Below are 23,795 nucleotides of genomic sequence, written 5' to 3' on the forward strand. Positions count from 1 at the left end.
GCCATGAATGGCGTAATGCCGCTCACTTAAGCAAAAAAATGCCTGTTTATGCAGGTGCGCATGAATGCGCACCCTACGAAAACCCGGCGATATCCGCGTAGGGTCGCCATTCATGGTGACCGATTCACGCTTAACTGACGAGCATTACGCCATGAATGGCGGCCTTACGGTATTGCCGATTAAAATCGCCACGCCGCAAATAGTGCACCGCTGACCTGGCCTGATTTCTCGACGATCGGGCTGTCCGCTGCCTGACTTTCCAGATGCTGCGCCGTAACGCGGGCACCGATCAGCCAGGCAGGCGTTAACGCATACTCCATGCCCATTTCCCAGCCCACCTTCTCCAGACCTGAACCGGCATGGTAACGATTCAGTCCGCTGCGTGCCGCTTGCACCGCCGTCACGCCATATTGGGTCTGCATGTAATCGCTATCCGCCCAGCTCAGGCTCGGGCCGGTGTAAAAACGCAGGCTCGCCGTTGGTCGCCACTGCAAATGCGCATAGGACGCGAGTTTGAATCCCTGCTGATTGCCGCCTACATCCTGGGTTAAGATCACGCCGCCTTTAAAATATTCATTCTCATACACCGCCGAGGTGAAAGCGCGTGGCGTAATATCAATATCCCCCAGCCCTTTAAGATGCGCATCATCAGACTCCTGACGCGGTGAAATATTCGTGCCTACCCCCAGCGAGAACGTCCATCGATCGGTGTTGGCAACGTTCCATCCGAGAGCAATCAGATCGTCCACGCCACCGACAAAGAAGGGGCCATATTTCAGCTTCAGCGCCGGCACGAAGTCGATTTTATGCTCTTTGGCGCCAGAATAGTTCGGTTTCACACCGACGCCGCCGCCGATAAAGCCCGAAAATTCATTTTGGCTGGATTCAGCGCAGGCCGCAGAGGTGGCAACCGTTAGCAGGCAAAATAGCGTGAAAGGTTGAGCCAGGGTGAAACGCATCAACATTATCCTTACCGTTACAGAAGTTAATCAGGAGGAAACCTATTGCAGCAGCCTCTTGTAACGCCCGTTTTTACCTTCGGTAAAGTTATGTAACAGCTAGCGGCAGACACACGCAAAAACGGGCTCCGCCCCCTGCCCGATTGTGTACGCTAATGCTGCCAGCGTGATATTCGGTGATCGAACGCACTAACGCTAAGCCAAGGCCATAACCGCTGCTGCTGTGGGCAAGGCGATAAAACGGCTGAAAAATACTCTCGCGCTCAGCGCACGGAATGCCGGGCCCGCGGTCAAGCACCTCAAGTAAAAAACAGCGCTCTTCTGTATGTTTAAGCACCACGCAAATTCCGCTGCCGGCATAGCGCTGCGCATTTTCGATGAGGTTACGTAGAAGACGGCGAATCAAACGCGCATCGACTTCGGCCACCACATGCTCCGCCTGAAGTTCAACTTGCGCGGCGGCACACTCTTCCGCGGCAATCGCCGTGATATCGGCGGGCTGAAAGTCCGCGTTAATCGCGCGGGTTGCCATCTCTAAACGGCTGAGGGTCAAGATCTCCTCCACCAGTGCGTCCAGTTCGCCCACGCTGCGTTGCAGTTCGCGGCGCGTGGGTGAATCCTCTGGCGCCAGCAGCGCGGCCGCCATCTGAATACGCATCAATGGCGATCGCAGTTCGTGTGAGGCGTTCGCCAATATCGATTTTTGCGCCTGGATCAATTGCTCTATTTGCATGGCCGAGCGGTTAAAACTGGCCGCCAGCCGTCCCACCTCGTCGCGACCCGAAACCGCTACTCGCGCCGTCAGATTTCCCTGACCGAGTGATTCCACGCTCTGCTGCAGTGATTCCAGCCGCGCCGTTAAACGCCGTATCACCGGGAAGGAGATCAGCGCTACACAGCTGGCTAATCCCAGCAGCAGCAAAATAAACAGCCACGGCCGTTTCTGGCGGTCGCTACTGAACTGCGTAACCAACACGCGCTTATCTTTTAGCGGCCAGACAAAACGCATGCCGTACCAATCATCATCTAATTGGCCGTAAACCGCGCGCGAAGGAAATGCAATGGGCGGATCGAGTGGACGACTGAGCCGTTCGCCGTTGGCGGCAAACAGGGTAAAACGCGTGTGGGCGCGCGCCATCCAGCGATCGATGGCTGCCGCTTGCACCGGCTGTGGCGCGTCCGCCGGCGGTAGATTCTGCTCCACCAGCTCGGAAAAGGTGGCGAAGGCGTTGAGATGGCGATTGTCATCATCGTTCCAAAGCCACAACATGATAGTACAGATCACCACTATCAACAGAGCGCAGCTGAAGGCGAAAAAGATTTGCAGATGCAGTGGAAAATCCGTGAGGCGCTTCATGCGTGCGGCATTGCCGAGAAAACATAGCCGACACCGCGCACGGTGATGATACGTTTCGGCGTGCGCGGATCATCTTCAATCAGCTGGCGAATGCGACCGATATGCACATCAATTGCGCGATCAAAGCTGTCGTAACTTTCACCGCGCACCGATTGCCAGATTTGTTCCCGATTAAGCACCCGCCCGGCATGACGCGCCAGCGCCACCAGCAGATCGAACTGCAACGAGGTGAGCGCACAAGGTTGTTGATGCAGCAGCACGCTGCGCGCGGCGGTATCGATCTCTAGCGCTCCGGAGCGAATAACATGCTCTGCGTTAAGCAAGCGCCCAGGCTTGATTCGTCGTAGCACCGCCCGCATCCGAGCCAGAAGTTCGCGCGGTTCATAAGGCTTTGGCAGATAATCATCCGCCCCCACTTCCAAGCCGATAATGCGATCCGCCGGATCGCCGCGTCCTGTCACCATAATAATGGCGGGTTCATTATGACACTGGCTGCGAATCTGCCGGCAGAGCGCCAAACCGTCGGCATCACCGAGCATCAGATCCAGTAGCACAACGTCGAATTCACCCTGCCGCAGGCGCAGCTGAGCGTCTGGTACGCTGGCGCTGTGCATCACATTAAATTCGTGCTGCGCAAGGTAAGGCACAATCATCCCTGCCAGCCGATGATCGTCCTCAATTAACAAAACGGAGGTCATGTCTTATTTTCCCGGCGGAATCGCTTTATCGATGTGTTACAGACAGCGGTGCAGGTAAATAAGTTTCTCCGGGATAGCGTGGAGAAGGTAATCGGGCGCGGACATGCGAAATTTCAGCATAAGCGAATATGTTGCACTTTATAATTTATTCAGCGAATTACAGTATTAAATACATTTTCCGCAAAGCAAAATGCCACTAACTTGCGCTTCGTTAAAATCTTTACTAGGGTTTGTACTTCTTTAGCCTCTTATAGCTTTCTTTTCCTTCAATGAAATAACGGCTGCGAAAGCTATAAGATCGCGCCACTTTTTCTCAGGGGATATTATGAGCACAGGATCGATTTCAGATAAGCCGGCGACCTCCAGCGGGTTAACGGTTGATGATATCACCGTCATCGACAACAAATTGCTGAAGCGCGCCGTGGGTGCCGCTGCACTCGGTAACGCCATGGAGTGGTTTGATTTCGGCGTTTACAGCTATCTCGCCGTCATTATCGGCCAGGTCTTCTTCGCCGATGCCAGCGCAACCGCTCAGCTCATTGCCTCATTCGGTACTTTCGCCGCGGCATTTTTAGTGCGTCCCATTGGCGGTATGGTCTTTGGCCCGCTCGGCGATCGCATTGGACGCCAGAAAGTATTGGCGTTAACCATGATCATGATGTCGATTGGCACCTTCTGCATCGGCTTAATTCCCAGCTACGCCAGCATTGGTATTACCGCGCCAATTCTGCTGTTTGCCGCGCGCCTGCTGCAGGGCTTCTCAACCGGTGGCGAATATGGCGGTGCCGCGACCTTTATTGCGGAATATTCCACCGATAAGCGTCGCGGCTTTATGGGCAGCTTCCTCGAGTTTGGTACGCTAGCTGGCTACCTGTTAGGCGCGAGCTTAGTGACGGCAATGATCGCCTTCTTGCCTCATCAAACGATGATGGATTGGGGCTGGCGCGTGCCGTTCTTCCTCGCGGCGCCGTTAGGGCTGTTCGGCCTGTATATCCGTCTCAAACTGGAAGAAACCCCCGCGTTTAAAGATCACATGGATAAGCGCGAAGAGCTGGAGCACAACAAACCGCGTGTCAGCGTGTGGCAGATGCTGCGCGATCAGCATAAACCGCTGCTGAAATGCATTGGCCTGGTGCTGTTGTTTAACGTCTCAAATTATATGCTGACCGCCTACATGCCGAGCTATTTAACCGGCGTGTTAGGGATGAGCGAATTATCCGGCCTGATGCTGGTGATGGTAATTATGTTTATCATGATGCCCCTGACACTAATGTGGGGATATTTCACCGACCGCATTGGCCGTCGTCCGGTGATTGGTTTAGGAGCGCTAGGCTTAATTTTGCTGGCGATTCCCAGTTTTATGCTCATTGGTACCGGCAATATGCTGCTGGTCTTTGCCGGATTGGCGGTTTTGGGGCTATTGCATACCTGCTTCAGCGGCACAATGCCCGCCACGTTACCTGCGCTATTTGTCACCGATATTCGTTACAGTGCGTTAGCGATTGGCTTTAACTTGTCGGTATCACTGTTTGGCGGCACCACGCCATTAATTACCGCCTGGCTGGTGGATACCACGCACAACACGATGATGCCCGCTTATTACATGATGGGTGCCGGCGTGGTTGGATTGATCACCGTGTTAACCCTGAGTGAAACCGCGCGTAAGCCACTGAAAGGATCATCGCCTGCGGTCGCCACTGAGGCCGAAGCGCACCGATTGATTGATAAGCTGCGTAAACGCAAGGCTAAGCATAAACCGGCCTGACCCACAGCGAGCGAAATCAATGAGGTTGCCACGGCTGGCAGCCTCATCTCATTCTAAACGAAGCGTTAAAATCCCCCTCTTATTCGATAATTTCCCAAAGTGGCCTGAAATCCGTTGGTACGCGCCAGAAAAGGCCAAAATATCGACTATGATTTGTTGTCCGACCTAACTTTTATCTCGATTTTTATACCTTTATCAGCCAGTAGCGAATCGCTTGATGTCGTCCATTGCCCCTGCGTGGGCTAAACGAGGCAATTGAATGGAATTCAGATCATTTGAAAAATCCTGGGGCGCTGAAATTCTTGCTGATGGCAGCGTTCGTTTTCGTGTTTGGGCACCGGGCCAGCAGCAGATCACCTTAAGCGTTGCCGACCATGACCGCACCATGACGCAGGTGGGAGATGGTTGGTTCGAGTTGAACGTCAACGACGTGGCGCCGGGCGCAGAATACAACTTTGTGCTGGCCGATGGCACAGTGGTGCCGGATCCTGCCGCACGTGCGCAGAAGGCTGAAGTTAACGGCGCCTCTTTGGTGATCGATCCCAAACACTACCGCTGGCAACACACCCACTGGCAAGGGCGCCCATGGCACGAAACGGTGGTATACGAACTGCACATTGGCACTTTTACGCCTGAAGGAACGTTTCAGGCGGCGATCGCCAAATTACCGTGGCTGGCCGAACTAGGTATCACCCAGCTGGAAGTGCTGCCCGTTGCGCAGTTTGGCGGTAATCGCGGCTGGGGTTATGACGGCGTCCTGCTCTATGCGCCCCACGCGGCTTACGGATCGCCTGATGATTTCAAAGCGTTTATCGATGCCGCGCACGCGCACGGTTTATCGGTGGTGCTGGATATCGTGCTCAACCATTTTGGCCCCGAAGGCAACTACCTGCCGCTGCTGGCGCCCGCGTTTTTCCATCAGGAACGCATGACGCCCTGGGGCGCAGGCATTGCTTATGATGTGGATGCGGCACGGCGTTATATCGTGGAAGCGCCGCTTTACTGGCTGCAGGAGTTCAATCTTGATGGTTTGCGTTTCGATGCCATCGATCAAATTGAAGACAGTTCCAGCAAACATGTGCTGATCGACATTGCCGAGCGCATTCGCCAGGCCATTCCCGAACGCCCTATCCACCTCACGACCGAAGATAGCCGCAATGTCATCTTCCTGCATCCGCGCGATCGGCAAGGTCAGGCGCCCTTGTTCAGCGGCGAGTGGAACGATGACTTCCACAATGCGGTGCACGTGTTTGCAACCGGTGAAACGCACGCCTATTACCAGGATTTTGCCGACGTACCAGAAAAATTGGTGGCACGCGTGCTCACCGAAGGTTTTGCCTATCAGGGCGAGCTTTCGCCGCAGAGTGGTCAGCGGCGCGGTGTGCCCAGCGCCAGCCAGCCGCCGGTGGCGTTTGTGGATTTTATCCAGAATCACGACCAGGTGGGGAACCGCGCGCAGGGCGATCGCTTGATTAACCTTGCAGGCAGCGATCGCACCAAAGTGCTGCTCGCCACACTGCTGCTTTCACCACATATCCCTCTGATGTTTATGGGTGAAGAGTATGGCGAAACCAATCCGTTCCTGTTCTTCACCGATTTCCACGGCGATTTGGCCAAAGCGGTGCGTGAAGGTCGTGCGAAAGAGTTTACCGGCCACGCCGGACATGACGAAGAAGTACCCGACCCCAACGATGAGCAGACGTTTACCCGTTCGAAGCTCGACTGGAACAAGCTGGAAACGCCAGAGGGCCAGGCGTGGCTGGCGTTTACCCGCGAGTTGTTGGCGCTACGTCAGCAGCATATTGTGCCGCTTCTGGCTGATGCCGGTGGTCATAGCGGCAAAGTGCTGGCTACCGCCGAGGGCTTTATTGCCGTCAGCTGGCATTTCCCACAGGGCGAGCTCTCGCTGGCGTTGAATATTGGAAAACATCACCAACCGTTGCCGGATATGCCGGGCAGGACGATTTTCGCCTGGCCGCAACAGGCTGAAGCATTGCCACAACACGCCATCGTGGTGCGTTTGGATCAGGGAGCAACAAAATGAGTATTCCAACTGCGACGTACCGCATTCAGTTCCGTAATGGCATGACCTTTGATCGCGCCGCTGCGCTGGTGCCCTATCTGCAACGTCTTGGCATCAGCCATCTTTACGCATCACCCATTTTCAGCGCCACTGCCGAATCAACTCACGGCTACGATGTCATTGATGCCAATGAAATCGAACCGGCAATTGGCGGGCGTGAAGGTTTTGATCGCCTGGTCCAGGCGCTTAAACAGGCGGGCATGGAGCTAATTCTCGATATTGTGCCCAATCATATGGCAGCCTCGCTAGAAAACAGCTGGTGGCGAGATGTGATTGAGCATGGCGAAGCCAGCCGTTACGCGCGCCATTTCGATATTGACTGGTCGCGCCGCCTGACGCTGCCGTTTCTCGGCGACAGCTTCGATAACGTGCTGGAAAACGGTGAGCTGAGCATTAAGCCGCACCCGCAAACCGGCAACCCCGCGCTAGCCTATTACGACAGTTATTATCCGCTCACGCCAGCCAGCTGGCAGGATCGCGCCGACGCGGTGCTGGCCATCACCGATGCAAAGGCCATTAACGAGCTGCATGATCAGCAGCCATGGCGACTGATAAGCTGGCGCGATGCGCGCAGCGAACTCTCCTATCGCCGCTTCTTTGAGATCACCGGTCTGGTGGGCGTCCGCGTTGAGGATGATGCGGTGTTTGCCGATTCTCATCAGCTGATTCTCGAGCTGGTACGCTCTGGCGCGGTCAGCGGCTTGCGCGTCGATCACGTCGATGGCTTGGCCGATCCGCAGGGCTATTTGCAGCAGCTGCGTCAGGCCACCGGCCCGGATTGCTACATTACGGTGGAAAAAATCCTTGCAGAAGGCGAGCACATTCCAGCCGACTGGCCGATTTCGGGGACCACGGGTTACGAATTTATTGCCGCACTCTCCCACGCGCTGATCGACGATACGCAGATTGATACGCTGCATTTGGCGTATGAGTCCACGACTGGCGAGCGCAACGACGTTGCAGCCGGATTACGTGTAGCGCGTGAACTGATGGTGGATCGCAATTTCGCTGGGGAGTTTGCTCGGTTGCTTAAGCTGGCGACCGACATCGCAGGCTCAGAGCATCGCAACCTTGGCGAGGCGGAACTACACGTTGCGCTGCGCGAAATCCTCATCGCCTTCCCGGTGTATCGCACCTACGGTCAGCAGGACAGCATGCCGCTGGAGGGTGAGGAACTGCTGCAACAGGTGCTGGAGATCGTGAAAAACAGCGCCTCGCCAACCGTGCTGAGTTTGCTGCAGGCGATTCTGTTGGGCGCAGTGTCTGAAGAGAGTGAAAAGGAAGCACATGAGTTCCGCGTACGCTTCCAGCAGCTGACCGGCCCGCTGATGGCGAAATCGGTGGAGGATACGCTGTTCTTTCGTAATCACGTGGCGCTGGCGATCAATGAAGTGGGCGCAGAGCCGCTACCGCACACCTTCTCGCTGGCGCATTTTCACCGCGAGATGCAAAACCGCCAACGTCAGCAGCCTAACGGTATCTCCTCCACCTCAACGCACGATACGAAACGTGGCGAAGATGCACGCGCGCGCCTTTATACGCTGAGCGAAGCGCCTTCGCCGTGGGCGGAAAATGTCACGCGCTGGCGCCAGATTAATCATGCGCAGGTGGTTGAGCTGGAGGATGGACCCGCGCCGGAGCCCGCGGTGGAATGGATGCTGTATCAAGCCCTGGCTGGCGTCTGGCCCACCACGCTGCAACCGCAAGATGCCAGCGAACTGGAAGCGCGCTTTTTACCGTTTGTCGAAAAAGCGCTGCGTGAAGCCAAGCTGCGTACCGATTGGGCCGAGAGTAACGCAGCGTATGAAAAAGCGGTGCTGGAGTATGCCCGACATCTACTCTCGCCCGCCAATCAGCTGTTCCTCAGCGATTTCAGCCACGCGCTTCAGCCGTTTATCCAGGCCGGGTTGATCAATAGCCTGACGCAAACGGTGATTAAGCTCACCGCGCCGGGCGTACCGGATATTTATCAGGGCAGCGAAGCGCTGGACTTTAGCCTGGTCGATCCCGATAACCGCCGGACGCCAGATTTTGATCTGCTGCAACAACAGTTTGATGAATCGGCCTCTCCCGACTTTAACGATGCACAACACTGGCTAAGCGGCAAACTTAAGCAGCAGGTGATTGCACGGCTATTGCATCTGCGGCGTGATGTGCCGCAGCTATTCCGCTATGGCGACTATCAGCCGCTGAACGCCAGCGGTGAACATCAAAACAAAGTCATCGCGTTTGCCCGCCAGGACAGCAATAACGCGCTGCTGGTGATCCTGCCGCGTTTGAGTCTCAACAACGCGCAGTGGGGGCAAACGGAAGTGGTCCTGACCGAATCGCTCGCACATCGTCACTACCGCAATCTGTGGACCGGCGAAACGGTGGCGATTGGCGATTACATTCCGCTGGATGAGGCGGCCTCTAGCGCGCCGTTAGTGCTGCTTAGCAGCTAATGCATTGCCTGTTAACGCTGTTTGAGGGAATAAAGATGGAAAATGGTAAGCCTACAGAAATTACAGCAGGTTCGGGACAAGTGCTTGGCGCTAACTTTGATGGCGAGGGGGTGAATTTTGCCCTCTTTTCGGCCTGCGCAGAGCGCGTGGAACTCTGCTTGTACGATGAAAGCGGCGAGAATGAAATCGCCCGCTTCGATCTCCCTGAATACACCCATGAAGTGTGGCATGGCTATATTCCCGGCTTGCAGCCGGGTGCGCTGTACGGTTATCGCGTGCATGGCCCGTACGAGCCGGAAAATGGCCATCGCTTTAATCCCAACAAACTGCTGCTCGATCCCTATGCGCGCGAACTGGCGGGAGAGCTACAGTGGGATGAATCACACTTCGCCTATGATTTACTGCATGAAGACAAAGACTTAAGTTTTGATACGCGTGATAGCGCGCCGTTCACGCCGAAATGTCGCGTGATCGATCCCAACGAATTTGACTGGCAGGACGCCAATCGACCGAACATTCCGTGGTCGAAAACGGTCATCTACGAAGCGCACGTTAAAGGGTTTAGCCAGCTTAATCCTGCGGTTCCCGCCGAGATGCGCGGTACCTACGACGGCTTAAGCAATCAGGCATCGGTGGATTACATCAAAAGCCTGGGCGTGACCACGGTTGAACTGCTGCCGGTGCACGGTTTCCCGGACGATCAGCATTTGCTGGATCGCGGCCTGAAAAACTTCTGGGGCTATAACACGCTGGCCTTTTTTGCTCCGGCCACGCGTTACTTTGGTCCGCGCGGTATTCAGGGCTTCCGTGACATGGTACGCGCCTTCCACGATGCCGGCATCGAAGTGATTCTGGACGTGGTGTACAACCACACGGCTGAAGGGAATGAACTGGGGCCAACCCTGTCGTTTAAAGGCATCGATAACTACTCCTACTACCGCACGCTGCCGGACCAGCATCGCTACTACATCAATGACACCGGCACCGGCAATACCGTTAATACTTCGCATCCGCGCGTGCTGCAAATGATTCTGGATTCGCTGCGCTACTGGGCCGAATCCATGCACGTTGACGGTTTCCGCTTCGATCTTGGTACCGTGCTGGGACGTGAACCCGAAGGTTTTGATCAGCGCGGCGGCTTTTTCGACGCCATTATGCAAGACCCGGTGCTTTCCAAATTGAAACTGATTGGCGAGCCGTGGGATATCGGCCCGGGTGGTTATCAGGTTGGCGGCTTCCCGCCGGGTTGGGCTGAGTGGAACGATAAGTATCGCGATACGGTGCGTGAATACTGGAAAGGTGACATGGTCACCAATGATTTTGCTGCGCGTCTGCTGGGTTCCGGCGATCTCTACGATCAGCGCGGTCGCCGTCCGTGGGCCAGCATTAACTTCCTCACCGCTCACGATGGCTTCACGCTGAATGACCTGGTTTCATACAACGAGAAGCACAACGAAGCCAACGGCGAAGATAATAACGACGGTCACAACGAGAACCGTTCGTACAATTATGGCGCTGAAGGCCCAACCGATGATGAAGGTATCAACGCGGTGCGTGAGCGGCAAAAGCGTAACTTCCTGGCGACGCTGCTGTTTTCACACGGTACGCCCATGCTTCTGGCGGGCGATGAGTTTGGCCGCAGTCAGCTCGGCAACAACAATGGCTATTGTCAGGACAGCGAAATCTCCTGGCTTCATTGGGAGAATCTGCCGCCTTCCGCCGATGCGCTGCGCGATTTCACGCGTCAGGTGCTGGCGCTCCGCGCCAAACAGCCGCTGCTGCGTCGCGAAAGCTGGCGCGACGGGATGGATATCAAATGGTTTAACGCCGGCGGCGGGTTCCAGCAGGCCGACCAATGGGATGATGGCACCACGCTCGGGGTTTATCTTGGCCGGCCAGATCTGCAACCGGAAGAAGGCATTTGGCACGACGTGCTGATGCTGTTTAACCCTTACGAAGGCAACGTGCCGTTCCGCATTCCCCAGTTCGGCGAAGGCGGCTGGGTGCTGGAACTCAGCACGTCCGATAACGTTGAAAAGGGCCTGGTGATTACCAAAGAGAAGGATTTCGAACTGGAAGGACGCAGTATGGCGCTGTTCCGCAGGCCATAATCGCGCAGGGTCGCCATTTATGGCGATCTCTTCCCTGGTGCGCATAAATGCGCACCCTACAACATCGCGTAAGGTCGCCATTTATGGTGACCTCTTTCCAGATGTGCATAAATGCGCCCTCGACGAAAATTCACCCGCTGATAAAAATAAATTAACTAAATTCCTTAATCTGCCGATGGTTATTAATCTGCCCCCTCTTCCCTGCGCGGCATCCACAGGGATGCTTTTAGATTAAGGATAATAAGATGAACATCTCTCAACGCTTGTTTCTGACCTTTTCCATGCTATTTGGCGCCATTATCCTGCAGGCGGTGCTGGCCATCACCCTGCTTTCTGGCTTCCAGGACCGTTTCGAATATGTGCAAACCAACGCCATTCCCTCGATTAAAGATCTCGGCAAGCTGATTGACGGCAGTAATCAACTGGCGCTCACGCTTTACAAACACAAAAGCCAGACCGAGGACAACAAAATGCCTGCCGTGGAGGGTGAGATCCAAAAACAGCTGGCAGAACTGAAATCGCTCACTGATTACTATCTGGCAAATGATATTTCCAACGACGAAGATCGGCGCTTAACCGAGCTGGCTTATAGCAATATTCAACAGGTTACCGCCACGTTGCCGGCATTTCTCGCCGCTTCGCGCGCTCATCAAAATGAAATAAGCCTCGATCTGATTGAGGGGCAAAACGGCATCGGTGCTGCGATCCATCTGCTGATTGCGGATTACCAAAAGCAGCTGGCGTTGAATATCGCCATCGGCGATGAGCTGCGTGCTACCAACCGCAGCACCTTCCACTTCGTACTGTGGACTACCATTGCGGGTGTTGCCGCTACCGTATTGATATTTGGTTTGCTGTCCCTGTTTACCGTATTACGCATCCGTCGCAGCTTGTCTGCCGCGGGCAAGGTGATGATGACCGCCAGCGAGAACCTCGATCTCACCCTGAAAGCCGACGAAAGCCGCCGCGATGAAGTGGGCAACATGGCGCACTCCTTCAACATCCTGATGGATCGCGTTGCGAACGCGCTGTCATCGGTGCGTGAAGCGTCGCAGTCAGTCAGCAGTGCTTCGGTGCAGATCTCTGCGGGCAATGAAGATCTCTCTTCACGTACCGAGCAGCAAGCCGCATCACTGGAGCAAACTGCCGCCAGCATGACCGAGCTGAGTGAAACCGTGCGTCAGACCGCCGATAACACGCATCAGGCCAGCCAGCTTGCCGCTAATGCCAGTGGTTTGTCTGAGAAAAGCAGCGAATCGCTCACCACCATGCTTTCAACCATGGACAATATTCGCGGCAGCTCACGTAAGGTGACGGAGATCGTTTCCATTATTGAAGGCATCGCTTTCCAGACCAACATTCTGGCGTTGAACGCGGCGGTTGAAGCCGCGCGTGCGGGTGAACATGGGAAAGGTTTTGCCGTTGTAGCCGGTGAAGTGCGTAATTTATCGCAGCGATCCACCACGGCTGCCCGCGAAATTAAAAGCTTGATTGAAGAGTCACATCGCCTGACCGAAGCGGGTGCCGCGCAGGCCAGCGACGTCGGCCGCAATATGAGCGTGATGAATGATGCCATTCATCAGGTAAGCCAGCTGGTGGGGGAGATTGCCGCGGCCGCCGTTGAGCAGAGCCAGGGCATTTTGCAGGTGCAGCAAGCGGTGAATCAGATGGATGATGTGACGCAGCAGAACGCCGCGCTGGTGGAAGAGGCATCTGCCGCTTCGCAATCACTGCAGGAACAAGCGGGCAATCTTAATCAGCTGGTGGGTAAATTTCACGTCGCGGAAGTGGCAGACGTCCGTCAACCGCCGGCGGCCTCGCGCGCGCCATCGCGGGTTAAACCCTCACGCGTGGCGCTAGTGAACGATGCTGATTGGCAGAGTTTTTAAGCAAACGCGCGAATACATTGGATTCTGTAGGGTGCGCATTTATGCGCACCTGGCATAAAAACCGGCTAAATCAGAACTTAAGCATTTTCACCGTGGCATCTACGTCAATTTCATCTTCTGAGAAAATTAACGTAGTTCCCTGGAAAGTGGTGATCGCCAGTTTTTTCAGCGAGCGCATTTCACCACTTTTATCCTCTGCTTTCGGCCTGATGCTATTCATCAGAATACCCACCGACAGCACGGGATTTTCTTTATCAATGCCGGTATCAGCGGGCACTTCTTCGCTATACACCAGGAAGGATTTTATCGACGTGAGTTTCAGGCGCTCGCCGGCAATAAAGATATATTTGCTATCCGGTACGACTTTCACCGCATAAGCCGATAAGCCCTTGTTATTGGTTGTGGGTTCGAAGGTTACCGACGCATCTTTTTTAATCAGATCAGGATTAGCGACCTTAATCACATGGAAATAGCGGTTATCACCATTTTCATCTTTGAGAAATCCAAAACCTTTATCCTGAAACCAGGTTGTGATCGTTCCTTTCATCGCCGTTACCGCCTACTTAATCGTTTATCTACGCAATTTTTTCAGCGCGCAGTGTAAAGCACAACGCCTGCACAAACTATCTCTTCGCTTTAAGTGTGGACGATAAATTTCGCGCGTGCGAGGCGCGGCCAGATTCGCGCGTCGGCTGAAAATTGGTTATCATCCGCTCCCACTTTCGCTCCGGGCAGCATGATGTCGACGATTTATGATAGCTTTATTGCCCCGCCGTGCCATCAGCAAATTGAGATCCTTTATCAGGATGAGCATCTGGTCCTGATCGATAAACCCGCCGGCTTGCTTAGCCTCTCGGGAAAAAATCCGCAAAATCTCGATTCAGTGCATCATCGGCTGGTACAGCTTTTCCCTGGCTGCACCTTGGTTCACCGCCTGGATTTCGGTACTTCCGGCTTAATGGTGGTTGCCCGCAATAAAGCCATTAACGCGGCACTCTGCCAGCAGTTTAGCCAGCGCAACGTAACCAAGGTATACCGCGCGCTGCTGTGTGGGCATATGCAACAAAATGACGGCGTGATAGACGCGGCGATTGCCAAAGATCCCGCGTTGTTTCCACTGATGTCGATTTGCCCCATCCACGGTAAGCCCGCTCGTTCGCGCTATCGCGTGATTGAGCGTTTTCAGCATGCGTTGGAAGATGGCGCGTTACTGCCGTTATCGCGCGTAGCGTTAACGCCCGAAACAGGTCGCACTCATCAGCTGCGCATTCACTGTCAGCAGTTGGGCCATCCTATTTTAGGCTGTGACCTGTATGGCGGTCTGCTGCTGCCTGGCACAGAACGGACGCCGCGGCTGATGCTGCATGCTAGCGAGCTGCATTTTGTTCATCCCGTCAGTGAAGAGTGGATAAAAGCATGCAGCCCCTGTCCGTTCTGAAGGCCGAACGCTCAATAGCGTGGATTACCACATCAGATCATCAGGCACTTTAAAATCAGCGTAGGGATCGTCTTCATCCTGCTCTTCCTGACTCAGGGCGCTGTTTAAGACAATACTATTGGCATCGCGCTGGGCAATTTTATCGGCCACGCTCGCGGGAATAATCGCGTATTCACTCTCACCATTATTATCGGTGGCCAAACGCGCAATGGCGAGGCGACCGTTGATCAGCTGAGATTGCGTCAGCTTATCCACGTCTATTTTTTTAATTAAATTATTATCAGTGAAGTTAAAGCCAATATTTCCTTTAGAAATATCGATTTTATTCATTTCAATCAGCTGCTTTACCTGAGCTTTGTACTCTTTCGATAACGTTGCCTGTTTCTGCTGCTCACTGAGCTGCTTGTCACGTTCAAGCTGGGCTTTTTTATTCTCTTCCACCGCGGCTCTTGCCTCACGCGCCTGAACGCGTGACTTTTTAGCCGTTCTTTGCACTTTATCCATCTTTTTGCTGGTTACTAATCCAGCTTTGAGCATCTGCTCTTGTAAGGTGAGTTTTGCCATTGTTATGTCTGAACCGGTTGAAGAATTTGGGGGATTATAGCTGGATTGTCCGCGGCTGTGCCAGCCTGGTGACGATAGGAGGGGAAGCGATGAGATCCACTCTCCCCCTCAATCATTCACGCTATATACCAATAGCCATTATTCCGTATGGGCGCACCAGTTCCTCGCCGGGTTAATGCCGCCATCGGGAGAAGTAAAGCCAGAGCATCCTAAAATAGTGTCGAACAGCTTCTCGTGAAACACCGGCGTTTTATTATTTTGCAGCTGCTCTAATTGTTCGAATGAGGCTTTGTTGTCCTTGTTACTCAGGAATTTATCCGAGGCCCAGACCATAATTGGAATGGTTCGCTGCGCCATAGGTGCATGGTCACGCGGCGTGCCATGGAAATGCAGATTCTCGGAAATCGATTCACCATGATCGGAGGCATAAAATACAATGGCATTTTTATCTTTCAGGCTATCAAACGTCTGCTTAAGAAAGTAATCGGTATACAAAAGACTATTGTCATACGAATTAATCATCTCCTGCGTACTGCATGCATCATCAATACCCTGGCACTCCGGTTGATAACGCGCAAATGCCCGGGGATAACGTTCCGTATAAAGATAGTGCGATCCTTTAGTATGCAGAATAATGATGTGCTTGCCTTGAGGATGGCGCTGAATAGAATCCTGAAGTTCCGTGACTAAAGCCATATCATCAACCGGTTGCCCCACATGGCGTTTTTCCGCCTGAATAGATTCCCGTAATGCATAGCTATCTGCCATGACTTTGTTATAGAACCAGGCTTCACTCTGCATAGAATAGAGCTCTTCAGAAAAGCCCTGTTTCTTCATTACCGTGAATACGTTCATCTCTTTCAGTGTACGCTGCGGTGCTTCAGACGCTCCGCCTTCGCGCACAAACATGCAGCGCAGTGAAAGTTTAGTTGAGGTGTCACAGGAATAGCCCTGCAGGTGAACCAGATTTTTTTCATGGTCGAGATAAGGCGTGTTGTCACGCTCATAACCGTAAAGGCCCATATGATCGCGGCGTGCGCTCTCACCAATGACGAATACGATATAGAGGTTGTTAGCATCCTTAGGCGGGTTATAGCGGTAATGATCCGTTGGGTCGTAAAGATTCCGATTATCTTCCGCCTGGCTGTATGAACTGTAAGCCAGTAATCCCACGCCTGATAACCAATTGGAAGGAGAATAGGTCCCGGCCACGATACCGCCATAGCTGGCCATCATGCGATTGTTGTGTTTGTCTTGCTCATTTTGCATTTTGCCCATCAGGTTGAGCGGTAACCAACAACCCATTGCAGCAACCAGGATGGCAACGGTTTTATAAGACCAGTACCGTTTTTTATTAATCCTGCTAACTGACCTGGTGCGTAATCCACGCCAAATCAGCCATAACGGAATAATATTGACCACCACCAGCCACAGCATGACATGCCAGCCAATGGATTCCTTTGAGAGATCAATTGAATCCGTCGCCAGCACTGCAGCAATAATCCCATAGCCAATATCAATATTGAAAAAGATCATATAATAGCTGGCTGCACTAGAAAATATCACCAGCAGCGTCATTAATAGACGAGAGATTATCTTGCCGGTTAATGACATTAATAAGGTTAAAAATACCACTAAACAAAATGCTGCGACAACCTCAATGATGACCGACAGAATATTATCAAATTGCAGTTGATGATATCGACGAATGAAAATAGGAATATTAAGTATTATGCCGACATACAACGATACCCATCCCGGTACGTAAAATTGTTCAAGCCAATCTCGTTTAAACATTATTGCCTCATGATTAGTTTAATTAGACTCATTCGTTCCCTGTAAAAAAGCGTGCCATTGCTGAGACGATTAGGTTGAGAATGGGTTCAATCAAACGAGAAAAATGAGTATGTTATAATGTAACAATATATTGTGGATGAGGTATGGCGTGTAGGCCAGAAACCTTTCAGCTACCTTTTGATATTCGCAGTCGCTCCGCTGTGATTGCTAACCTTGTTTCATTTATGTTAAAAATATTGAGTAATCATAGATTAACAAATCCTATTGTGAGCCTTTTGGCATGGAGGAAGGATGGAAAGTCTGTTTGTTTACGGCACATTAGGGCCGGGCCGGCCAAATGCTTATATCCTGGAAAATATTGGTGGCAGTTGGCAGGAAGGACATGTGAGCGGCTCTCTTCAGGAGAAAGGATGGGGAGCGGAAATGGGCTATCCGGGTATCATTCTGGATAATTCAGGTAATCGTGTTGACGGATTTTTATTCACCTCTGAAAATCTGGCGAACCATTGGCAGGTGCTTGATGAATTTGAAGGGCATGAATATGCTCGCGTGACAGTTGACGTGGTGACTAATGATGGTTTAACTGTCAAATCATATATTTACATGATCAAAGACTAGCTTTTGAATCCATAACTTTCAGAACTGTGAGCGTCGATTATGCCTCATGATGAAAGTTCGGCAGTGTTGAAAACGAGCATAGCTCAAACCGGCAGCCTTCATCTTCGCTAGCTGAAACTGATAACAACTCCCTAAATTATCTAGAGAATTTTTCTCTCGGCAAGCTGTGACTGAGGCATATTCTGCTTCTTCTCTCCTCACCCAACACATCATCATGAAAATCGTTCATGTTCGTTGAAATTAAATCACTTTTCCTCATTCAGCTACTCAGGCATAAAATGTGACGTATCATTGATTTTTGTCAATGCGACGAATACTAAGTGGGAAACCAGTAAAGAACATTGGACGTTCCTGTTAAAGCAAGCACTAAATCCAGTTTTTAGGCCAGAAGTTAGGAAGCAAACGAAAATGAATAATAAATTTACCTTCAAAATTAAAAGCTTACGCTTTGACGAGAACTATAACCCCTCTCAAAGCACGCGCATTACCACTAATTTTGCCAATTTGGCCCGTGGTGAAAAACGCCAGGAGAACCTGCGCAACGCCTTAGTGATGATTGATAACCGTTTCAATTCTCTGGCGCATTGGGACAACCCGAAAAGCGATCGTTATGCGGTCGAGCTGGACATTATTTCCGTTGAATTGAACATTGAAAATGAAGGCAATGGCAATGCCTTCCCAGTGATCGAAATATTAAAAACAAATATCATTGATAAAAAAACCAATGAGCGCATTGAAGGTATTGTAGGCAATAACTTCTCCTCTTACGTGCGGGATTATGATTTTAGCGTATTACTGTCACTGCACAATAAAGATAAAAAGCAGTTTACTATCCCCGATAATTTTGGTGATCTACACGGCAATATATTCAAGCAGTTTGTCAACTCAGACATCTATAAAGACAACTTCAAGAAATCGCCTGTTATCTGCCTCAGTGTTTCAAGTAAAAATGTTTATCATCGCACTGGCAATGAGCATCCAGTATTGGGCATTGAGTATCAGCAAGATGAAGCTTCATTGACCGATCACTATTTCAATAAGATGGGATTAGAGGCGCGTTATTTCATGCCTGCCAATAGCGTTGCGCCTTTGGCTTTCTACTTCACGGGTGATTTGCTCAGCGATTACACGAATCTTGAACTGATTAGTACCATCAGTACGATGGAAACCTTCCAAAAAATTTACCGTCCTGAGATTTACAATGCGAATTCGGCAGCAGGAAAATGCTATCAACCTAGCTTGAATCAGCAGGACTATTCTTTAACTCGAATTGTTTACGATCGCGAAGAACGTAGCCAATTAGCCATTGAGCAGGGAAAGTTTACTGAAGAGAAATTCATTAAACCTTTCCAAACTATTCTTGAGCAATGGTCTGCTAATTCCGTTCTTTGATTAACCAAAAATAAGGTCACCTGCGATGAAAAAATTATTACCGACTTCTACTGCCGGCAGTTTACCGAAACCCTCCTGGCTTGCTCAACCGGAGGTACTTTGGTCACCATGGAAATTGCAAGATCAGGAATTAACCGACGGCAAACAAGATGCGCTGCGTTTATGCCTGGAAGATCAACAGCAGGCCGGTATTGATATTGTCAGTGATGGCGAGCAGACGCGCCAACATTTTGTCACGACCTTTATCGAGCACCTCAACGGCGTTGATTTCGAAAAACGTGAAATCGTTAAAATTCGCGATCGTTATGATGCAAGCGTACCGACCGTGGTGGGCCCAGTCAGTCGCCAAAAGTCTGTGTTTGTTGAAGATGCGAAATTTTTGCGTCAGCAAACTGACCGTCCGATTAAATGGGCCTTGCCGGGGCCGATGACGATGATCGATACGCTTTATGACAACCACTATAAAAGCCGTGAAAAACTCGCCTGGGAATTCGCCAAAATTCTTAATGAAGAAGCTAAAGAATTGGAAGCGGTGGGTGTTGATATTATCCAGTTTGATGAGCCTGCATTTAACGTCTTCTTTGACGAAGTAAATGATTGGGGCATTGCCACACTCGAAAGAGCTATTGAAGGGCTAAAATGCGAAACGGCTGTGCATATTTGCTACGGTTATGGCATTAAAGCTAATACAGATTGGAAAAAAACACTCGGCAACGAGTGGCGTCAATACGAAGAGATTTTCCCAAAACTGCAAAAGTCTAATATCGATATCATTTCACTGGAATGTCATAATTCTCACGTTCCAATGGAGCTTATGGAGCTTATTCGCGGGAAAAAGGTGATGGTAGGCGCGATTGACGTGGCAACCAATACCATTGAGACCCCCGAAGAAGTGGCCGCCACGCTTCGTAAAGCACTGCAGTTTGTTGATGCCGATAAGCTCTACCCTTGCACCAACTGCGGCATGATTCCATTGCCTCGCGGCGTTGCAAAAGGCAAGTTAGATGCATTAAGTGCAGGCGCAGAAATCGTCCGTAAAGAGCTCCTGGCTAAATAACTGCAAAAAGTGAGTTATTCGAAGTAAAGCAGTCTGGGTTGTGTGTATTATTCATTCGCCAACCCAGACTGAGCAATAAATCTGACGTCTACATTCCGAATTAAATGCCTTTCCACTCCTCTCAACTTTTCGCCATAAATGCGCATAAAGCACTCATAAAACAGGGATGAAAATGATCAAACTGACGGGTCGTTTAGTATGCAAGCAGATTGAGGAGGCGGATCTTGTTCGCCAGTTTCTCCCAGAACACAAAAGACTCACCCGAGCGGAAGCGGGATGTATCTCTGTTGAAGTAACAGAGACTGCAGATCCGCTTATTTGGCAAGTTGAAGAGCTCTTCACAAATAAGAATACATTTACTATTCATCAGGAAAGAACTAAAGCATCAGCCTGGGGAAAAGAAACCCGCGCCATCGCCCGCGAGTATAAAATTTATGAAATCGAATAAGTATAGATGACAGGGTAGTACTACCACAGTAAATATATTCCCATCCGCGAACCTATGCAGTGCTTGCTGCCGGCGTTCCCTGGTGAAAAAGCAGAGTCCACTGGCCTTTATCTGAACAAAGCCAGTACGAAGAACGCAATGCAGGACGGATGCCATCAGCGTAAGACGTCCGATAGTAAAGTATCGCGCAGCCACGCCCCATTTCGGTGAGCCGGAAATCGCTACTGAGAATATACAATGCAGTCTTCTCACTTAAAAGCGATGAAATGGTCTCTGTACGGTCAACCAACACCCCTGACATAGTGATTTCACGGAATTCAGGATGAAGAATCAACTCAAGCCACTCCCGATCGTTGCGCTTGTCGCCATGAAGGCTGCACTCAAGCAATCTGAGTTTTTCCAGAAGCATTCTGCTTATCCTCAAGTGAGCATGCCAGACCTTCAAATTTACCATAACAGTGCATATGCTACTTCTGCTTCTGGCGCGAAGGGTCCAAACCGAGGAACAAGACGTCTGCTATGAGCGATGAGCGGACAGTGCTAAGAGCATTAATTATGAAGCAGTAGGGAGCTAGTCACTATGGCACCCTTGCGAGATCATATGACATCGTAGACTCCGCAGGTTTAATTAATTAAGATGCGAACAGATTTCAATCTCAGACGCACATGATTCGCAATGAGCTGTCAAGTTTTTATAAGGATATGACAATGGGTAGTGCTATTTCATTAGTAAAAAACCCCTTAACCATTATCGCAATGTTTGCTGGTCTCGCTGAGGTAAGCGGTACAGCTATACTGCCATGGATAGCCGAGCCAAATCAAAAAATATATATTTATTTTCTAATGTTCTTCCCTACATTTTTAGTTAGTCTATTTTTTTTCACTCTACATAAGAAGTCGGAGTCTCTTTATGCTCCTAGTGATTTTGTGGATGAGAAGAACTATATGGCATTGATAGGACAGCAAGGCATATCTATTACTTCATCATTAAATAAAAACGATACTTTAAACATATCAGCATTGGAAGAGGAAATAAATATTGAAACTAATGAAGTTGCTGATGAATCTGAACACAACGGAAAAGAAAGTGAATTAACTAATCAGGATGATAAATGTCACTCGTCAGATAGCATTATACCATCATTAAAGAAACGCCCATTAAAATCTGCTTCTGAGCCTGCCAATAAGACCGAAAAAACAAGTAAAAAACTCGGGAGCGAATTATCATACCTGGCTTTTAAATATGCTGAGTCCAAGCTTGATGTGAATTTCGATGTTGATAAAACCGAGATGAGAAATGAAATTGGATATCATAATTTTGATGGTGCTTATTTCCCTCCAATTTCCAACGGGGTTTTAACTGGCGATATTGTTTTTCTTGAAATTAAAGTATTTAGTTCTATGCGAATCGATAACTTCCTTAACACGGTAGACTTAATTAATGAGAGCTGGCGTCACTTTAAAAATTTTAGAGTCTATCTTGTCTATGTATTTACGCAAAAAAATAGCAGCGCAGTTAATTCTTTCATGAAGGAGATTGCAACAATAAAAAATAAAGCCCACTTTCCAATTGAAATAGATGTAATTACGGCAGATGAACTTACATTCAAATTTGGTAATATAAATAATGTCAATCAATAAATTGTCAGATTATGCATTTAACAAACCTAATTGGACTTAGTCTATTAACTTATTTCTCTTGTAAAAATTAGCGAGGTGTAACGTAACGCATTCTTCAATAAAGTCGGATAAGATACTTCCTCCTCGACTTCAGCTCCGCTAAGAAGCAACATCTCAAGTGTGCAGACCAGGTCAGAGATGAGTGGTCTTATGTGGTTTTAGACTTACTGGGCGTTTGTTTAATTGATATAAAACTCTATACCTGTGGGGTATTGTACCATTTAGCAGCTTCCTCCTAAACGTCGGCATTTGCTCTAACCCCAGCAGAATAGTACACCCAAAGTTAACAACTTCCGCTTATGGCACGAAGCAGACATGCTCATGTGAATCCTCCGCTATGAGCGAAAAGCGGACCTTAAGAGCAAAAGAACAGCAAGGACCGCCTTTGTTATTAAAACTACCTTATCTACAATTGCTGAGTTACCGAACTACCATTTTCTGCAAAAAATACCGTCGCATCGGCTCCATTTACCAGGGAGATTTGAGGAGGTATATGACCAATATCAACATCATATAGTACGGGCACGGTAACATTCTCAAAAGCGGCTTTAAGGGCATCCAGATAATTATGTTTAGTTGGGTCGCTTATGCCGGGTGCAGCACTTCTTCCTATAAGAACACCATTTAAGTTATCAAACCAACCCTGTAATCGTAAGCTAATTAATGCGCGTGTTAATTCACAGGGAGCCATTTCCACGTTTTCAAAATAAAGAATTACTCCTTGAGCGCTATTGCTCGCCTTGAACAATGGTAAATTCCCGAATGGTGTACCTGCTAACCTCGATATTATTTCAAGGCAGCCGCCAATCAGTTTGCCACTAAAGGTGAGAGAAGATGTAACACCATCAAGACGTTTCCACTGTGTTTTTTGGGTCAGATTAAAACCTTCATCTGATGCTGTCCCCCATTGATTTTCATCAGCCTGGAATGCAGCTGAAGAGTATTGTTCTATTACAGTTCCACGATTCGATTCCAGAATTTCCCATACAGCCTGAGTGGTGGCATCTAACTTTTGAGCGCCAAGATCCATTAGGTTTGGCCCATGCAGAGTAGCCCAGCCCGAAATCGTGGTTAGTGGAAAATGAAATGTACTTAGATCTGAAAAACCTACAAACCATTTCGGCTCAGACCTGGCTAGCAGATTAAAATCAATTAAATCAAGTATTTCCATTGCTAGATCGCCGCCCCAGGGGGGCATGACAGCTTTTATGTCTGGGTCAGTAAGATAAGACATTAATTCTTCAGCGCGAGAACGCTTACTTGAACTTTTATTTTTGTGCTGCGAGCGTAAGCAGTTTCCTTCGCGGACTTGGAAACCTTTTTTCTTCAGGTTTTTGATGGCGAGTTCCAACCTGGGGTGCAGGTGCTCAGGTACGCCAGAAGATGGAGCTGTTACTCCAATAACATCTCCCGGAACCAGCCTGGGTGGAAAGAGGACGCGCATGTATAAATCCTTTTCAGAACATGTGGAAATCCATAATCCATAAATTGAGCG

20 protein-coding genes are annotated in these 23,795 nt (G+C 50.3%); 12 read left to right on the forward strand and 8 right to left on the reverse strand.

Features of this window, described 5'->3' with window-relative positions:
• Positions 1–179 precede the first annotated feature (179 nt).
• The 3 genes from ACIP6T_RS11305 to ACIP6T_RS11315 all read right to left on the reverse strand — a co-directional run bounded on the left by ACIP6T_RS11305 (position 180) and on the right by ACIP6T_RS11315 (position 3,014).
• Positions 180–959 carry a MipA/OmpV family protein gene (locus ACIP6T_RS11305; RefSeq protein WP_400457147.1) on the reverse strand — a complete coding sequence of 260 codons (780 nt, stop codon included), beginning with the start codon at positions 957–959 and terminating at the stop codon, positions 180–182.
• A gap of 88 nt (positions 960–1,047) precedes the next feature.
• Positions 1,048–2,229: an ATP-binding protein gene (locus tag ACIP6T_RS11310; protein WP_400457149.1), complete on the reverse strand. Its 1,182-nt coding sequence runs from the start codon at positions 2,227–2,229 to the stop codon at positions 1,048–1,050.
• Between the two features lie 83 nt (positions 2,230–2,312).
• Positions 2,313–3,014, reverse strand: coding sequence for a winged helix-turn-helix domain-containing protein (locus ACIP6T_RS11315; protein ID WP_400457151.1), 702 nt, complete (start codon positions 3,012–3,014; stop codon positions 2,313–2,315).
• Between the two features lie 325 nt (positions 3,015–3,339).
• On the opposite strand from ACIP6T_RS11315, the gene proP reads away from it, so the two are divergent.
• From proP to ACIP6T_RS11345, 6 genes are all read left to right on the forward strand, one after another.
• The gene (gene proP / locus ACIP6T_RS11320; RefSeq protein ID WP_400457153.1) at positions 3,340–4,779 is read left to right on the forward strand and encodes a glycine betaine/L-proline transporter ProP; all 1,440 of its coding nucleotides are present in this window, start codon (positions 3,340–3,342) and stop codon (positions 4,777–4,779) included.
• A gap of 259 nt (positions 4,780–5,038) precedes the next feature.
• The gene (gene treZ, locus ACIP6T_RS11325; RefSeq protein ID WP_097098323.1) at positions 5,039–6,823 is read left to right on the forward strand and encodes a malto-oligosyltrehalose trehalohydrolase; all 1,785 of its coding nucleotides are present in this window, start codon (positions 5,039–5,041) and stop codon (positions 6,821–6,823) included.
• Positions 6,820–9,306 (forward strand): malto-oligosyltrehalose synthase, encoded by a 2,487-nt coding sequence (gene treY / locus ACIP6T_RS11330; RefSeq protein WP_400457155.1) that lies wholly within the window; start codon positions 6,820–6,822, stop codon positions 9,304–9,306. Before treZ ends, treY begins: the two co-directional genes overlap by 4 nt.
• Before the next feature lie 35 nt (positions 9,307–9,341).
• Positions 9,342–11,417, forward strand: a complete 2,076-nt coding sequence (glgX, locus tag ACIP6T_RS11335) for a glycogen debranching protein GlgX (RefSeq protein WP_097098321.1) — start codon at positions 9,342–9,344, stop codon at positions 11,415–11,417.
• A 19-nt stretch (positions 11,418–11,436) separates the two neighbouring features.
• Positions 11,437–11,652 (forward strand): hypothetical protein, encoded by a 216-nt coding sequence (locus ACIP6T_RS11340; RefSeq protein ID WP_400457157.1) that lies wholly within the window; start codon positions 11,437–11,439, stop codon positions 11,650–11,652.
• 10 nt (positions 11,653–11,662) lie between these two features.
• Positions 11,663–13,306, forward strand: a complete 1,644-nt coding sequence (locus ACIP6T_RS11345; protein ID WP_400457159.1) for a methyl-accepting chemotaxis protein — start codon at positions 11,663–11,665, stop codon at positions 13,304–13,306.
• A gap of 70 nt (positions 13,307–13,376) precedes the next feature.
• On the opposite strand, the gene ACIP6T_RS11350 is transcribed toward ACIP6T_RS11345, so the two are convergent.
• The gene (locus ACIP6T_RS11350; RefSeq protein ID WP_097098319.1) at positions 13,377–13,853 is read right to left on the reverse strand and encodes a cold-shock protein; all 477 of its coding nucleotides are present in this window, start codon (positions 13,851–13,853) and stop codon (positions 13,377–13,379) included.
• Positions 13,854–14,045: 192 nt separating this feature from the next.
• On the opposite strand from ACIP6T_RS11350, the gene ACIP6T_RS11355 reads away from it, so the two are divergent.
• Complete coding sequence (locus ACIP6T_RS11355) at positions 14,046–14,744, forward strand: RluA family pseudouridine synthase (protein WP_400457161.1); 699 nt, start codon at positions 14,046–14,048, stop codon at positions 14,742–14,744.
• A gap of 24 nt (positions 14,745–14,768) precedes the next feature.
• Here the strand turns inward: ACIP6T_RS11355 and ACIP6T_RS11360 are convergent, their stop codons facing one another.
• Positions 14,769–15,308 (reverse strand): DUF2058 domain-containing protein, encoded by a 540-nt coding sequence (locus ACIP6T_RS11360; protein WP_097098317.1) that lies wholly within the window; start codon positions 15,306–15,308, stop codon positions 14,769–14,771.
• Between the two features lie 138 nt (positions 15,309–15,446).
• A complete protein-coding gene (gene eptB / locus ACIP6T_RS11365; protein ID WP_400457164.1) occupies positions 15,447–17,105 on the reverse strand; it encodes a kdo(2)-lipid A phosphoethanolamine 7''-transferase in 1,659 nt (552 codons plus the stop codon).
• 291 nt (positions 17,106–17,396) lie between these two features.
• On the opposite strand from eptB, the gene ACIP6T_RS11370 reads away from it, so the two are divergent.
• The 4 genes from ACIP6T_RS11370 (at position 17,397) to ACIP6T_RS11385 (ending at position 20,620) form a co-directional block, all read left to right on the forward strand.
• Positions 17,397–17,723, forward strand: coding sequence for a gamma-glutamylcyclotransferase family protein (locus ACIP6T_RS11370; RefSeq protein WP_400457166.1), 327 nt, complete (start codon positions 17,397–17,399; stop codon positions 17,721–17,723).
• A gap of 408 nt (positions 17,724–18,131) precedes the next feature.
• On the forward strand, positions 18,132–19,115 hold the full coding sequence (locus ACIP6T_RS11375; protein ID WP_400457169.1) for a DUF1852 domain-containing protein: 984 nt from the start codon (positions 18,132–18,134) through the stop codon (positions 19,113–19,115).
• A 25-nt stretch (positions 19,116–19,140) separates the two neighbouring features.
• Positions 19,141–20,172 (forward strand): methionine synthase, encoded by a 1,032-nt coding sequence (locus tag ACIP6T_RS11380; protein WP_097098313.1) that lies wholly within the window; start codon positions 19,141–19,143, stop codon positions 20,170–20,172.
• A gap of 172 nt (positions 20,173–20,344) precedes the next feature.
• Positions 20,345–20,620 carry a putative quinol monooxygenase gene (locus ACIP6T_RS11385; protein WP_400457171.1) on the forward strand — a complete coding sequence of 92 codons (276 nt, stop codon included), beginning with the start codon at positions 20,345–20,347 and terminating at the stop codon, positions 20,618–20,620.
• Between the two features lie 52 nt (positions 20,621–20,672).
• Here ACIP6T_RS11385 and ACIP6T_RS11390 read toward each other — a convergent pair whose 3' ends face one another.
• Complete coding sequence (locus tag ACIP6T_RS11390) at positions 20,673–21,029, reverse strand: DUF4440 domain-containing protein (RefSeq protein WP_400457173.1); 357 nt, start codon at positions 21,027–21,029, stop codon at positions 20,673–20,675.
• Between the two features lie 299 nt (positions 21,030–21,328).
• Here ACIP6T_RS11390 and ACIP6T_RS11395 point away from each other — a divergent pair, with 299 nt between their 5' ends.
• A complete protein-coding gene (locus ACIP6T_RS11395; RefSeq protein WP_400457175.1) occupies positions 21,329–22,261 on the forward strand; it encodes a hypothetical protein in 933 nt (310 codons plus the stop codon).
• Between the two features lie 445 nt (positions 22,262–22,706).
• On the opposite strand, the gene ACIP6T_RS11400 is transcribed toward ACIP6T_RS11395, so the two are convergent.
• The gene (locus tag ACIP6T_RS11400; protein ID WP_400457177.1) at positions 22,707–23,744 is read right to left on the reverse strand and encodes a S66 peptidase family protein; all 1,038 of its coding nucleotides are present in this window, start codon (positions 23,742–23,744) and stop codon (positions 22,707–22,709) included.
• Between the last annotated feature and the right edge of the window lie 51 nt (positions 23,745–23,795).

Source organism: Pantoea sp. NPDC088449 (assembly GCF_044753225.1).
GTDB classification, from domain to species: domain Bacteria; phylum Pseudomonadota; class Gammaproteobacteria; order Enterobacterales; family Enterobacteriaceae; genus Pantoea; species Pantoea floridensis.

Bases quoted from the DNA above. Each gene is read 5' to 3' on its own strand.
- ACIP6T_RS11305 (WP_400457147.1), bottom strand. From the start codon at position 959: ATGCGTTTCACCCTGGCTCAACCTTTCACGCTATTTTGCCTGCTAACG.
- ACIP6T_RS11310 (WP_400457149.1), bottom strand. From the start codon at position 2,229: ATGTTGTGGCTTTGGAACGATGATGACAATCGCCATCTCAACGCCTTC.
- ACIP6T_RS11315 (WP_400457151.1), bottom strand. From the start codon at position 3,014: ATGACCTCCGTTTTGTTAATTGAGGACGATCATCGGCTGGCAGGGATG.
- proP (WP_400457153.1), top strand. From the start codon at position 3,340: ATGAGCACAGGATCGATTTCAGATAAGCCGGCGACCTCCAGCGGGTTA.
- treZ (WP_097098323.1), top strand. From the start codon at position 5,039: ATGGAATTCAGATCATTTGAAAAATCCTGGGGCGCTGAAATTCTTGCT.
- treY (WP_400457155.1), top strand. From the start codon at position 6,820: ATGAGTATTCCAACTGCGACGTACCGCATTCAGTTCCGTAATGGCATG.
- glgX (WP_097098321.1), top strand. From the start codon at position 9,342: ATGGAAAATGGTAAGCCTACAGAAATTACAGCAGGTTCGGGACAAGTG.
- ACIP6T_RS11340 (WP_400457157.1), top strand. From the start codon at position 11,437: ATGGCGATCTCTTCCCTGGTGCGCATAAATGCGCACCCTACAACATCG.
- ACIP6T_RS11345 (WP_400457159.1), top strand. From the start codon at position 11,663: ATGAACATCTCTCAACGCTTGTTTCTGACCTTTTCCATGCTATTTGGC.
- ACIP6T_RS11350 (WP_097098319.1), bottom strand. From the start codon at position 13,853: ATGAAAGGAACGATCACAACCTGGTTTCAGGATAAAGGTTTTGGATTT.
- ACIP6T_RS11355 (WP_400457161.1), top strand. From the start codon at position 14,046: ATGTCGACGATTTATGATAGCTTTATTGCCCCGCCGTGCCATCAGCAA.
- ACIP6T_RS11360 (WP_097098317.1), bottom strand. From the start codon at position 15,308: ATGGCAAAACTCACCTTACAAGAGCAGATGCTCAAAGCTGGATTAGTA.
- eptB (WP_400457164.1), bottom strand. From the start codon at position 17,105: ATGTTTAAACGAGATTGGCTTGAACAATTTTACGTACCGGGATGGGTA.
- ACIP6T_RS11370 (WP_400457166.1), top strand. From the start codon at position 17,397: ATGGAAAGTCTGTTTGTTTACGGCACATTAGGGCCGGGCCGGCCAAAT.
- ACIP6T_RS11375 (WP_400457169.1), top strand. From the start codon at position 18,132: ATGAATAATAAATTTACCTTCAAAATTAAAAGCTTACGCTTTGACGAG.
- ACIP6T_RS11380 (WP_097098313.1), top strand. From the start codon at position 19,141: ATGAAAAAATTATTACCGACTTCTACTGCCGGCAGTTTACCGAAACCC.
- ACIP6T_RS11385 (WP_400457171.1), top strand. From the start codon at position 20,345: ATGATCAAACTGACGGGTCGTTTAGTATGCAAGCAGATTGAGGAGGCG.
- ACIP6T_RS11390 (WP_400457173.1), bottom strand. From the start codon at position 21,029: ATGCTTCTGGAAAAACTCAGATTGCTTGAGTGCAGCCTTCATGGCGAC.
- ACIP6T_RS11395 (WP_400457175.1), top strand. From the start codon at position 21,329: ATGGGTAGTGCTATTTCATTAGTAAAAAACCCCTTAACCATTATCGCA.
- ACIP6T_RS11400 (WP_400457177.1), bottom strand. From the start codon at position 23,744: ATGCGCGTCCTCTTTCCACCCAGGCTGGTTCCGGGAGATGTTATTGGA.